The sequence below is a fragment of the Acinetobacter brisouisimilis genome, from assembly GCF_000368265.1.
In the GTDB taxonomy this organism is placed as follows: domain Bacteria; phylum Pseudomonadota; class Gammaproteobacteria; order Pseudomonadales; family Moraxellaceae; genus Acinetobacter.
Map to the genome: position 1 here is coordinate 1,488,926 of NZ_KB851219.1, position 13,506 is coordinate 1,502,431.

Sequence of the window (13,506 nt, forward strand, 5' to 3'; positions counted from 1 at the left end):
ATAAAAGAAAGAGCGTGACTCAACTACGCCTGTTTCAACTCACCAAAAGCAAAATTGGACACCCATAAACCACCCACAAACCCAGTTTCATGATAGGTTCGCACTCCAGTTTCCTGTTGCGCTGCGCCTACAGTGACCATTAAAGGTAATAGATGTTCTTCACGTGGATGGGCAATGCGCGCCGCAGGAGCTTGCTCCCACTGGGTCAATAACTGATTACGTGCTGTGCCTTGATGTTCAACCACCGTTGAATACAGCCATTGATCAAAGGCTTTCGAAGGTTCAGCAGCATATGCATTAAACATGCGTAAGTTGTGGTAGCTTAAACCACTGCCAATAATTAGCACATTTTCATCACGTAACGGCGCTAAAGCCTGCCCCATTTGAATATGAGCTGCAGGATCTAAACCCTTTTTCAAAGACAACTGCACTACAGGAATATCTGCGGCAGGGTTAATCACCTGCATTGGTGAAAACATGCCATGATCATAACCGCGAGTTGTGGTTTGCTGCACAGAAATATCCGCTTGGGTGAGCAATTCACTGACGTGCTGTGCCAGTTCAGGACAACCTGCCGAACGATAGTGAATATGATAGGTATGCTCAGGAAAACCACCGTAGTCATAGATCATGCCTGGCTCAGGAGTTGCCTGTACAGTAAATTCACGTTCTTCCCAGTGCGCTGAAACCATCAAAATAGCTTTGGGTTTTTGCGGCAAGCTTGGTAGTAATGTTGCTAATGACTGCGCAAGATTGGCATAAATGGTCTCCAGATGGTCTGGCATCCATGGCCAAGGCCCACCGCCATGAGAAACAAAAAATACAGGCTGCCGAGTTGGAATTATTGTAGACATGTAAATCACCTAAATCCGAATAACACAATATAGGGTTACTTTACGATTTGCCTAGAATACAAACAATAAAGAAAATAGGACACTCGCATAAGTTTATGCAACGCTGTGCAATTTATATTTTTTATCGTTGCAATATTGCCGCTTGATGAAGAAAATGTGACAGCATTTCTTAAAATAAGCTTTAATGATAAAAGAATTAACCATTCTCATGTCATATATCATATTTCTCCATACATCCTAGCAACTTAGCTCCATACAATTTCCACAACTCTTAGAGATAATGTCAGTGTGAAATCCACCACCTAACGAAAAAACAAGGTTGATCCCGAAATGAAAAAACTTACTGCTGCTTTAATCTTTGGTTTTGCTGCAACTGCATTTACAGGTACTGCAATGGCTGAACCTGTGCAACAGCATCCTGAAAAGACTGAATCAACAACACATAAAGTTGTACAAAAAACTGAACATGCAGCACATACCGTTGGGCATGATACTAAAAAAGTAGCCCACAACGTTGGACATGAAACCAAACATGTTGCCCGTGAAGTTGGGCATGGAACTAAAAACGTCGCGCGCAAAATAGGTCATGGCACCAAACATGTTGCACATAAAGTAGGTCAAGGCACAAAACACGCTGTACAGAAAGTTACTCATCACGACAGCAAAAAACCTGCTCCAAAACACGATTAATTCATCTAGACTCGCTAAAACCACACCCTTCGGTGTGGTTTTTTTATGCCGAATTACTCAAGAATCCTGACTAAAATACTAGGTTGAGCGCCACTCAGAGAATCACTAAACTATTCCCCTATTTTTTCTAAGCTTTTACTGTGTTTACCATGAAAACAGAACTTCTCTCACCTGCTGGTTCGCTCAAAAACATGCGCTATGCATTTGCCTATGGTGCAGATGCAGTTTATGCAGGTCAACCTCGTTATAGCTTACGTGTACGTAACAATGCCTTTGATCATGACAACTTACAAATCGGCATTAATGAAGCACATGCACTGGGTAAAAAATTCTATGTGGTCGTGAATATTCAGCCACACAACAGCAAACTGAAAAACTTTATCCGCGATCTTGAGCCTGTAGTAGCGATGCAACCCGATGCCTTGATCATGTCTGACCCAGGTTTGATCATGATGGTACGTGAGCATTTCCCGCATATGCCGATTCATTTGTCTGTACAGGCCAATGCCATTAACTGGGCAACGGTTAAATTCTGGAAAGACTACGGTTTGACTCGAGTGATTTTATCGCGTGAACTATCAATCGATGAAATTGAAGAAATTCAACAGCATGTTCCAGAAATTGAGCTTGAAGTCTTTGTACACGGTGCATTGTGCATGGCGTACTCAGGACGTTGTTTGCTATCTGGTTATATGAACAAACGCGATGCCAACCAAGGCGCATGCACCAATGCTTGCCGCTGGGAATACAAAATTCACGAAACACAAGAAGATGCCACAGGTGATGTTATTCCTGTCACTCAAGTTGAAGAGAAAAAAGCCTGTTGTTCAAATGCAAATGATCAGCATCAATTTGCCGAGCCTGTGCTGATTCAGCGTAATGATGAAGATATGTTTGCCGCTGAGGAAGATGAACACGGCACTTACTTCATGAACTCCAAAGATTTACGCGCCGTGCAACATGTCGATCGCTTGACGCATATGGGAATTGCTTCATTAAAAATCGAAGGCCGTACCAAGTCATATTTCTACTGTGCACGTACCGCGCAAATTTACCGTAAAGCCATTGATGATGCTTTGGCAGGTCGCCCATTTGACCCGAGCCTGATGACTCAACTTGAAGGTTTGGCAAACCGTGGTTATACCGAGGGTTTCTTACGTCGCCATGTACATAGCGAATATCAAAACTATGAAGATGGTTCATCACATTTTGATTATCAACAGTTCTGTGGTGAAGTGCTTGAACGCAATGGTGACTATATTCGCATTGAAGTGAAAAACCGCTTCCTTGTGGGTGATTCACTAGAGCTTATGACACCAAAAGGCAACATTACTTTTACTTTAACCGAAATGCGTGACCTGAAAGGCAATCAGATTGATAATGCCAAAGGCTCAGGACATATCGTTGAAATTCCACTTGATGCCAGCATTGATGTTGAATTTGCCTTGCTAGTTCGTAACTTGCCCGATGCAACAGGCAATATTCAGGCGGCTTCTTTAGCCTATTCAGCAGGTTAAACTATGGCATTGTTGATTACCAACGAATGTATTAACTGTGATATGTGCCTACCAGAATGTCCCAATACCGCCATTTCTGAAGGCAAAAAAGTCTATGAAATCGACCCTGAACGGTGTACCGAATGTGTCGGTTTTTATGAAGAGCCAACCTGCATGGCAGTTTGCCCAATCAACTGTATTGAACCTGACCCTGCTCACGTAGAAGATCAGACACAGTTAATGCAGAAGTTTAAAGCACTCAATATTGTGTAAAACACACCATAAAAAAGAGCGACAATCTTGTCGCTCTTTTTTGAGCTGATCAAAATCGAATTTGATCAACTTCAACATTTACCTTTCAAGCTTACTGTCCCGAACGAATAATATAGTCAAACGCTGAGAGTGATGCTTTCGCGCCTTCACCTGTGGCAATGATGATCTGTTTGTATGGCACTGTAGTACAGTCACCTGCTGCAAAGACCCCTTTCACATTGGTTTCATTGCGGTCATTGACCATGATTTCACCACGGTTTGACAATGCAACTGCGCTGTCTTTTAAGAAGTCGGTATTTGGCAATAAACCGATTTGTACAAAGATGCCTGCGAGTTCCACCACATGTTCTTCACCTGTAGTACGGTCTTTATATTTCAAGCCAGTCACTTGAGAACCATCACCCAATACTTCAGTAGATAATGCATTCATAATGACTGTGGTATTTGGCAAGCTATTCAACTTGTCTTGTAACACCTGATCGGCACGAAGTTTAGTATCAAACTCAACCAAAGTGACATGCTCAACAATTCCTGCCAAGTCAATTGCGGCTTCGACACCTGAGTTACCACCACCAATCACGGCGACACGTTTACCTTTAAACAGTGGACCATCACAGTGTGGGCAGTATGCGACACCACGGGTACGGTATTCAGCTTCACCTGGAACATTCATTTCTCTCCAGCGCGCGCCTGTCGATAGAATTACAGTTTTAGACTCAAGTTTGGCACCATTTTCCAGTTCAACAGCCACTAAACCATTGGCGGTTTGATCTGCACCTGTAATGTGTTTTACGCGCTGTAAATTCATGATGTCGACATTGTACTCACGCACATGTGCTTCCATATCGGCTGCGAATTTTGGTCCCTGAGTTTTTTGAACTGAGGTAAAGTTTTCAATGTCCATAGTGTCCATCACCTGACCACCAAAACGCTCTGCGACAATCCCTGTTTTGATGCCTTTACGGGCTGCATAAATCGCTGAAGTTGCACCTGCAGGCCCACCACCAATGACTAACACATCAAAAGCATCTTTGGCATTGAGCGCTGCGGCGTCTTTTTCTGCCGAGTTTTGATCCAGTTGCGCCACAATTTCTTCAAGGGTCATACGACCTTGACCAATATGCTGTTCATCTTGGAACACCATTGGTACAGCCATGATTTTACGTTGTTCTACTTCATCTTGGAAAAAGCCGCCATCAATCATGGTCGTTGTGGTATTTGGATTATAAATCGCGATCAAGTTCAAGGCTTGAACCACGTCAGGACAGTTATGGCAACTTAAAGAAACAAACACATCAAAATTTGCTTTTAAGTTTAATTCTTTAATTTGATTTAATAATTCATCTGAAATTTTTGGTGCATAGCCTGAAACTTGCAATAACGCCAAGATCAATGAGGTAAACTCATGCCCCATTGGCAAACCTGCAAAAAATACGCGAGGTTGTTCACCTGCTTTTGCAATCCCAAAACTTGGACGGCGTGCATTTTCACCATCAAAACGGGCTGTGACTTGATCAGATAATTCTGCAATTTCAGTCACCAGTTCTTTGACTTGCTCAGCCTTGTCTGAATCATCAAGTGCAGCAACCAACTCAATTGGGCTTTCCAAACGTTCTAAGTATGCTTTCAATTGTGCTTTAATATTTTGATCTAACATCATATTTCTCCAAATAGAGCGAATTTCTTAACTTGGGTTTATAGTAACGCAAGTCTTTTCATTGTTAAAACAGTATATTTTTATTCATACAATCGGTTTTACAAATTAAATAACTAAAAACTTGTTTTGTACTCAATCACTCAATTGCTTTGAATCATAGGTTTCAATCAGCTTTTGCAACATACAACTTGCAATCAAATAAAGTAACTATAGCGGTAGTTCACATAGCTATAATTGAGCAATCAACAGATTTGCATAAAAACTGAAACTCACTAGCCCTGTCACCGAAAATAGTCATAAACAGAGAGTCACACCATAATTGCCATTGCGGGTGAACAAGATACTAAAAATTTTACAAAAGATCTGAAAGTCTTATCTAGTATCCCCTGAAATTTATAAGGAATATTAAGATGACGCAGTAACATTACAGCAATCAAGAGAAGAACTCCTATCTGTAAGTTATACAGATTGTATTCAATTCGATTTTTATCGGTTTAAGTTTTTTAAAAATAAAAAAGCCTCCAAATTCAGGAGGCTTTTTTCAGTCAGGCAAAACGATTATTTTGCATAAACTGGGAATTTTGCACAAACTTCTGCAACTTTGTCTTTCACAGCAGCGATCACACTTTCGTCACCTTTGCTGTCTAGGATGTCAGCGATCCAGTTTGCAAGATCACGTACTTCAGCTTCACCGAAACCACGAGTGGTTACAGCAGGTGTACCGATACGAATACCTGAAGTCACAAACGGAGAACGTGGATCGTTTGGTACAGAGTTTTTGTTCACAGTGATGTGCGCCGCACCTAACCATGCATCTGCTTCTTTACCAGTCACGTCTTGTTTAATCAATGACAATAAGAACAAGTGGTTATCTGTACCACCAGAAACGATGTCATAACCACGAGCAATTAAAACTTCAGCCATTGCTTGAGCGTTTTTAACGACTTGTTGCTGATATGCTTTGTATTCAGGCGCCATTGCTTCTTTGAAGCAGATTGCTTTTGCTGCAACAGCATGCATCAATGGACCACCCTGGTTACCAGGGAATACAGCTGATTGAAGTTTTTTCTCGATTTCTTCGTTTGCTTTCGCAAGAATCAAACCAGAACGTGGACCACGAAGTGTTTTGTGAGTCGTTGTTGTGGTTACGTCAGCGATTTGCACTGGGCTTGGGTAAACACCAGCAGCAACAAGACCTGCAACGTGTGCCATGTCAACAAACAAATAAGCGCCAACTTTGTCCGCGATGTCACGGAAACGTTGCCAATCTACAACACGGCTGTATGCAGAGAAACCTGCAATGATCATACGTGGTTTGTGTTCTAAAGCTAGGCGTTCAACTTCTTCATAGTCGATTTCGCCAGTTTCAGGGTTTAAACCGTACTGAACTGCGTTATACGTTTTACCCGAGAAGCTAACTTTTGCACCGTGAGTCAAGTGACCACCGTGAGCCAAGCTCATACCCAAAACTGTGTCGCCTGGGTTAAGTAATGCTAAATAAACTGCAGAGTTTGCTTGAGAACCAGCGTGTGGCTGTACGTTTGCGTAGTCAGCACCAAATAATTCTTTAGCACGGTCAATCGCCATTTGCTCAATGACATCAACATATTCACAACCGCCGTAATAGCGTTTGCCTGGATAGCCTTCTGCATATTTATTGGTTAACTTACTTCCTTGAGCTTCCATAACTGCTGGAGAACAGTAGTTTTCAGAGGCAATCAACTCAATATGAGCTTCTTGGCGCTCACCTTCAGAAGCAATTGCTTTTGCTAAATCTGGATCAAATTCAGAAATAGAGATGTTGGCAAACATTAGCGAGGGTCCTATCAATTAGGGCTTTTAAGCCGTGCTAAAATCGAAGCCTATTCTAGCACGAAGTTTGAGGTTTTTCGGCATGAAGTTTTCTCAGCTTGCAATAAAAATCGCTCAATTTAAACCATGATTTAAAATCTGTTGAATTCAATTGCAGAATTTTAGATCATAACAATGTTTAGATTTTTAAAATAATTTTAAAATGTTGATATTAATTTGTTTAATTTTAGGTTTTTGCTTAGGCTATTATATTCGTGGACAAAAACAATCTGCACCACCACAACCCGCTATACAAAACCAACCGCCACAGCGCAGTCATGTACAGCGCCTGTATTCTAAAAGTCAGCATCGCTCTGATAGTGACCGTATTCGTGATCTAAACCAACTCAGTACCCATCAGGCAGCTTTTTTACGTTTATTGAAACAGACTTTTTTCAATTATGAAGTTTCAATTAAACAGCAGCGCTTTTTCATTTTAGATCAGGACAAGATGCCACTGGCAATTTTTGAATACCGTGATGGTACGCAAAGTTTTAAAGCAACAGATCAGGAAGATGGCATTCCTATATACATTTATAAAGCACTGATTTCTAGCGAAGCCTTACAGCAAGATTTGCAAGCAGTTTTGTTGCAACAACGAATACGCTAATTTGTAGTTGATCTCAAGCAATGTTACATTGCACAAAAAACTCCTGTGACGGCCATGCATACTATTATTCTTGATACTGAAACCCATACGCTCAACGGCTTACCGATTGAAATCGCCTATGCACCGATTGAAATCCAGCAAGGTAAACTCAGCTTAGATAAAAGCAAGATTTTCGATCAATTGTATTCGGTTGGCGAACCCATTTCTTATGCGGCTATGGCGGTTCATCATATTTTAGAATCGGATATTGCAGATCAGCCAAGCTATACGACTTTTCAGTTGCCAAGCGAAACGACTTATATTATTGGGCACAATATTGATTATGACGTACAAGCCATTGCCCGTTGTGGGGTCGATGTATCGCATTTAAAACCGATTTGCACGCTAGCACTGGCACGTCAAGTCTGGGCAAATGCGGAAGCACACAACATTTCTGCCCTCATTTATCAAATCAGTCGTGGCAGTGAAAAAGCCCGCGAACTACTCAAAGGCGCGCACCGAGCCGATGCAGATATTATTTTAACTGCCAATATTTTGATGCATATTATTGCCAGTCTTGGCATACAAACAGTTGAAGAACTTTATGTCGCTTCTGAAGATGCACGTATTCCCAAAATCATTAATTTTGGCAAGCACAAAGGTACAGCCATTAAAGACTTGCCATCAGACTACGCCAACTGGTTACTCAAACAAGATGAACTTGACCCTTATTTGCGGACTGCACTTGAAAAGTCAGGTTTTTAAATCTAGGTTTTTTGCGGAATAATCTTGGTAAATAGCCATAAAAAACTGCTGGATAACATCTGTATGCTGCGCTGAAAAATGGGCAGCATACAAACCCAGCAAGTCAAAATACTAGCGCAAAATGCAACGAGTAGTTGAATAGGTGATGTCATGGCACCATGCCATATATGACTCAACCACAGCACAATCAAACCATGCCACAAATAAATAGGTAATGATGCTTGCCCAAGCTGAGATAAAAATTGTGGGAGTTTTCCTGCGAGCATTGCCCAAGCAAACACTGCACAGCATGACATGATTAAATATTGACTGCGTATCAACATTCCCTGTAACGGCGCAATATGCATTTGCGTATAACTTAGACTGCCATATAACCAGTAAGATTTAAGCGGATGCAATTGCGTTAAACCTAGTAATCCCACGATGGCGATGACCGCAATAAGGTAAGTAAATGGCAAACGGCGTAAAATATCCAGCCACGTCTTACCATAAACGTGCCCAAGCATAAAAAATGGCAAGAAGTTAAAGATCCGCCCGATCGAGAATAGATAGTTATTGATTGGAGATAAACCGATCAGCAATGCCAACAGTAAACTTAGCACAACGGGATATGCTGTTTGTTTCAGCCAATGCGTCAAAATAACCCAAGCCAAAATTGCCCATAGATACCACAACAACCAATAGGGTTGCCACAGCCATTTGCTACTGAACTGCCCCGCATAATATCCATCAAGCAGGATATAAAATAGTTGAAACGGAATCATCAACGACAAGAAATATTGTAGTTTTTGAGAAATGTTCTGATCTTTAAACAAATAACCCGAAATAAATACAAAAGCCGGCATGTGTAGTACATAAATGTTTTGTAAAAAAAATTTGGCCAAAGTATCTTGCCAGCCTAACAACCGTTCTAAAAAGTGCCCAAAGACCACCAAAAAAATCAGCAATCCTTTATAGATATCAATACTCTGATCTCGCATATACTCATCATACACTGACTGGTAAAATTAATAAGCTTTACAAACGCATAGGAAACCGACCTATTATAGAATTTTCTTGTTATAAATTTACTTTTCTTTCGCTATAACCGATTAAAATTTGCTAGATTAATCCAATAATAATCATTCTTAGGCATTGATTATGTCTTATATCATTCCTGATGAAGCAGCCTTAAAAGCTCGCAGTCAAAGATTTGTCTGGCGAATTTTTATGATGCGCCAACTCGGTACAAGTCTGTGCTTTATGGCCATTGCTTCTGTGATGTGGGACATGCATTACCATCTGTTTTATTTCGTTTTGCTGGCAGTCAATGCTTTTGTCTGGCCAACTGTTGCTTGCCTGTTTAGCATGCAGGCCTATGATCCTGTCAAAGCTGAAAATAATTGTTTAATTATGGACAGTGCTCTTGGGGGTGTCTGGATTGCAATTATGGGAATTAGTCCACTTCCCTCCTTGCTGATTTTTTCGGTACTGGTTGCTGACCGTTATGCTGCTGGTGGTTGGAAACTTTTAAAATTGGCTTTAATTGCTTTTTTTCTGGCTTTTTTTGTGACGTGGGGTTTACTCGGTTATCACATACATCTTGAGTTTAGCCAACGAACAGTATGGCTCAGTCTACCATTAGCAACCATTTATATGATTGGTCTAAGTATCGTCTCCAGACATTTATCTGTGCGTTTAAGCAAGCGCAATCGTGAATTTGAACGCATCGCCATGATGGATCCTCGCTTGCATATTCCCAATCGACGGTTGTTTGAACAACGTCTTGCCAGTACTTTTATTCAAACCCAGCGTGAACAAACTTCAGCTTATTTAATGCTACTAGATGTTGATCATTTTAAACAAATTAATGACAACTACGGGCATGAAATTGGCGATTATATCTTACTTGAAATTTCCAATATATTACGGCAAACCTTACATGCATCTGACACGCCTGCCCGTTTTGGCGGAGATGAACTCGCAGTCATTGCGATCAATTATAAACAAGATGATGTGTGCGATTTGGCTCAACAAATTTTAGAAAAAATCACAGCTTTGCGGCTTACCAATCATGACTTATGTCGTGTCAGTATCAGCATCGGGATTGCTTCAGTTAAAGACGCGTATTCAACCACCGACTGGTTACGTAAAGCAGATCAAGCTTTATATAAAGTCAAAAATTCAGGAAGAAATGGTATTTTCTTTTATCAAAAACCTAAAAATGAACAACAGGCTATTAAAAAATCTTTCATAAAATAATATTGATTAGTAAAAGTTCTTTAAATATCAGTCAAAACTGTAAGGCATGGTCATCATTCATTTATTTTTCAACACCTTGAGTGAAAATTTTCACCACACTCAATCTAAATTATAAAAACTGTGCTTTTTAACAGTATTTTTCCTCAACCAATCACAAATGACGTTTCACGCCAGCAGACACTCACCTTAAATAAAAAATGCCAGTCAATCCATTGACTGACTGGCATGACTTCATCAAGAAGTTTTTTGCTCTACTTAAATTATAGAACGCGAACTGCGCCTTTTGCAGCACTGGTTGTATGCTGAGCATAAACTTTAAGTGCTTTAGACACTTTACGTTTACGCTCTTCTTTTGGATGCCAGCCTTTTGCTTCTTGCGCAGTATGACGATGAGCCAAAGTTGCATCATCAACATCAAGATGAATGGTACGGTTTGGAATATCGATTTGAATGGTATCGCCATCTTCAACCAAACCAATTGCACCACCTTCAGCCGCTTCTGGTGAAATATGACCAATTGATAGACCTGAAGAACCGCCAGAGAAACGACCATCGGTAATCAAGGCACAGTCTTTACCCAAACCTTTCGATTTCAAGTAGCTGGTTGGATACAACATTTCTTGCATACCTGGGCCGCCACGTGGACCTTCATAACGAATCACAACCACATCACCCGCTTTAATATTGCCACCTAAAATCGCTTCTACAGCAGAATCTTGGCTTTCAAATACGCGTGCTGTCCCTGTAAATTTCAAGATCGACTCATCTACACCCGCAGTTTTTACAATACAGCCATCCAATGCAATGTTGCCGTAAAGAACTGCCAAGCCACCATCTTTAGAGAAAGCATGTTCTAAATTACGAATCACACCTGTTTCACGGTTACCATCTAAAGTTGAGTAGTAACGGTTTTGTGAGAATGCAACTTGTGTTGGTACGCCACCAGGAGCTGAACGGTAGAATTCATATACTTCTGGGTTTTCAGTACGGATAATATCCCACTTGTCCAACGCATCTTTCATGGTTGGTTCATGTACAGTATTTACCGATGTTGTCAACAATCCAGCACGATCAAGCTCACCTAAAATTGACATGATGCCGCCTGCACGGTGCACATCTTCCATGTGAACGTCCTGTTTCGCTGGCGCAACTTTACAAAGTACAGGCACTTTGCGAGATAGGCGGTCGATATCATCCATGGTGAAATCAACTTCTGCTTCATTTGCAGCAGCCAATAAGTGCAATACGGTATTGGTTGAACCACCCATAGCAATATCCAAAGTCATGGCATTTTCAAATGCTGCCTTGGTTGCAATAGAACGTGGCAAAATGCTGTAATCATCTTGCTCATAGTGGCGTTTTGCCAATTCAACAATCAATTTTCCTGCACGCTCAAACAGTTTTTTACGGTTTGCATGCGTTGCAACAATTGAACCATTACCAGGTAAAGACAAACCTAAAGCTTCGGTCAAACAGTTCATTGAGTTTGCAGTAAACATACCAGAACATGAACCACAGGTTGGACATGCAGAACGTTCAAATGCTTGTACTTCTTCGTCGGTATAGCTATCGTCAGCGGCAACAATCATCGCATCGACAAGATCAATGGCTTTGTCATTGCCACGGAATTTGACCTTACCCGCTTCCATTGGACCACCAGACACAAATACAACTGGAATGTTCAAACGCATTGATGCCATTAACATCCCTGGGGTAATTTTGTCGCAGTTTGAAATACAAACCATCGCATCAGCACAATGTGCATTGACCATATATTCTACAGAATCAGCAATCAGGTCGCGTGATGGCAATGAATACAACATTCCATCATGTCCCATCGCAATACCGTCATCGACCGCAATGGTGTTGAACTCTTTAGCCACGCCACCTGCTGCCTGAATTTGCTCAGCAACCAGTTGACCCAAGTCTTTTAGATGTACATGACCTGGCACAAACTGGGTGAAAGAGTTGACCACGGCAATAATCGGTTTTCCAAAATCTTCATCTTTCATTCCTGTTGCACGCCATAAACCGCGTGCGCCAGCCATATTTCTTCCATGTGTCGATGTTTTTGAACGATAGTCAGGCATGTTATTGTTTCCAATGAAATTGTGCTTGAAATGAATCATCTCGAGATTCATTCTGGCGAAAGAATACTCACCTATAGAGTACTTGATCAGTAAAGCTACCGATATATCATACTAGGGTCTGTTGATGTTGCACAGATACTTGCAACAGTGCTGTTTTAAGCTGATACAAAGTATGTTTTGCAGAGCTCAGTTTTTCTAAATGAACAGAACATCACCAAGTCACGGCAAAATATCCTGTCATTGAGTCTTGCTCGGAATGATGGCTAAAACTAAAAAATTCAACAGATCCTTAGAATTCCCAGTTTATGGGCAATTTGGATGATATTGATATTTATACACGAGTCATGGGAAAAATTCTTATCAAAATTTACTGATTTATTACATAATTTATGAAAAATTTATTATCAAAGAATGATTTTTATGAAAAATAAATGCAAATACTGGGTTCAGATAGAAAATTATTCGCAAAAAAATAAGAAAATTGAATAAAATAAGAAAGGTATAAACAAGAAGATGGTGCGCTCAGCGCGCACAAGAAATATAAAATTGATTGATAATAAAATTTATAATTACAACAATAAAATTACCGCAATGATTACCGTAATAAAATTACCGTATTAATAGCATGAAATAAGTAATTCAAAGTTATATTCTAGTCATAAACTCAAATGTAACAGGTAATTTACCTAGTTCACTTTAATTCGGAATGCACTGCGTTCCAATTTTAAAATTCCAATATATTACGTAAATTACACTCACCAAAGCCTTTCCCATAAATATGTATCAGTTTTTCAGGATAGTTGACCTAGATTTTTTGCCATAAGCTACACGACTCTGCCCCCAAATCGCACTAGCATCAATAAATAGTAATGAACGGTCAAACTTCTACTTTTTAAAGATCAAAATGGCTGCTGGAATCTATGTACCATAAAATAGCTTTTCAGGTAGACTGATTAAAGCATCGAATAGGCTTTATTCAATATAGAGATAGATATTAAAG

11 protein-coding genes are annotated in these 13,506 nt (G+C 40.4%); 6 read left to right on the plus strand and 5 right to left on the minus strand.

The window, feature by feature from the left end; translation table 11 throughout:
- Positions 1-23: 23 nt before the first annotated feature.
- A complete protein-coding gene (locus tag F975_RS10810) occupies positions 24-854 on the minus strand; it encodes a DODA-type extradiol aromatic ring-opening family dioxygenase (RefSeq protein WP_004753207.1) in 831 nt (276 codons plus the stop codon).
- A gap of 330 nt (positions 855-1,184) precedes the next feature.
- On the opposite strand from F975_RS10810, the gene F975_RS10815 reads away from it, so the two are divergent.
- The 3 genes from F975_RS10815 to F975_RS10825 all read left to right on the plus strand — a co-directional run bounded on the left by F975_RS10815 (position 1,185) and on the right by F975_RS10825 (position 3,313).
- Positions 1,185-1,544 carry a hypothetical protein gene (locus tag F975_RS10815; RefSeq protein WP_004753208.1) on the plus strand — a complete coding sequence of 120 codons (360 nt, stop codon included), beginning with the start codon at positions 1,185-1,187 and terminating at the stop codon, positions 1,542-1,544.
- Positions 1,545-1,693: 149 nt separating this feature from the next.
- Positions 1,694-3,061: a prephenate-dependent tRNA uridine(34) hydroxylase TrhP gene (gene trhP / locus F975_RS10820; protein WP_004753210.1), complete on the plus strand. Its 1,368-nt coding sequence runs from the start codon at positions 1,694-1,696 to the stop codon at positions 3,059-3,061.
- Between the two features lie 3 nt (positions 3,062-3,064).
- Positions 3,065-3,313, plus strand: a complete 249-nt coding sequence (locus F975_RS10825; protein WP_004753212.1) for a YfhL family 4Fe-4S dicluster ferredoxin — start codon at positions 3,065-3,067, stop codon at positions 3,311-3,313.
- 91 nt (positions 3,314-3,404) lie between these two features.
- On the opposite strand, the gene ahpF is transcribed toward F975_RS10825, so the two are convergent.
- Positions 3,405-4,970: an alkyl hydroperoxide reductase subunit F gene (gene ahpF, locus F975_RS10830; protein WP_004753214.1), complete on the minus strand. Its 1,566-nt coding sequence runs from the start codon at positions 4,968-4,970 to the stop codon at positions 3,405-3,407.
- A 558-nt stretch (positions 4,971-5,528) separates the two neighbouring features.
- A complete protein-coding gene (gene glyA / locus F975_RS10835) occupies positions 5,529-6,782 on the minus strand; it encodes a serine hydroxymethyltransferase (protein ID WP_004753216.1) in 1,254 nt (417 codons plus the stop codon).
- Positions 6,783-6,984: 202 nt separating this feature from the next.
- Here glyA and F975_RS10840 point away from each other — a divergent pair, with 202 nt between their 5' ends.
- Positions 6,985-7,431 (plus strand): hypothetical protein, encoded by a 447-nt coding sequence (locus F975_RS10840; RefSeq protein ID WP_004753218.1) that lies wholly within the window; start codon positions 6,985-6,987, stop codon positions 7,429-7,431.
- Positions 7,432-7,485: 54 nt separating this feature from the next.
- Complete coding sequence (locus tag F975_RS10845; RefSeq protein ID WP_004753221.1) at positions 7,486-8,175, plus strand: exonuclease domain-containing protein; 690 nt, start codon at positions 7,486-7,488, stop codon at positions 8,173-8,175.
- 2 nt (positions 8,176-8,177) lie between these two features.
- Here F975_RS10845 and F975_RS10850 read toward each other — a convergent pair whose 3' ends face one another.
- On the minus strand, positions 8,178-9,155 hold the full coding sequence (locus tag F975_RS10850; RefSeq protein ID WP_004753223.1) for an acyltransferase family protein: 978 nt from the start codon (positions 9,153-9,155) through the stop codon (positions 8,178-8,180).
- A 160-nt stretch (positions 9,156-9,315) separates the two neighbouring features.
- Here F975_RS10850 and F975_RS10855 point away from each other — a divergent pair, with 160 nt between their 5' ends.
- Entirely contained in the window at positions 9,316-10,416 is a 1,101-nt protein-coding gene (locus F975_RS10855) for a diguanylate cyclase (RefSeq protein ID WP_004753225.1), read from the plus strand.
- 260 nt (positions 10,417-10,676) lie between these two features.
- Here F975_RS10855 and ilvD read toward each other — a convergent pair whose 3' ends face one another.
- Complete coding sequence (gene ilvD / locus F975_RS10860) at positions 10,677-12,506, minus strand: dihydroxy-acid dehydratase (protein WP_004753227.1); 1,830 nt, start codon at positions 12,504-12,506, stop codon at positions 10,677-10,679.
- Positions 12,507-13,506 lie beyond the last annotated feature (1,000 nt).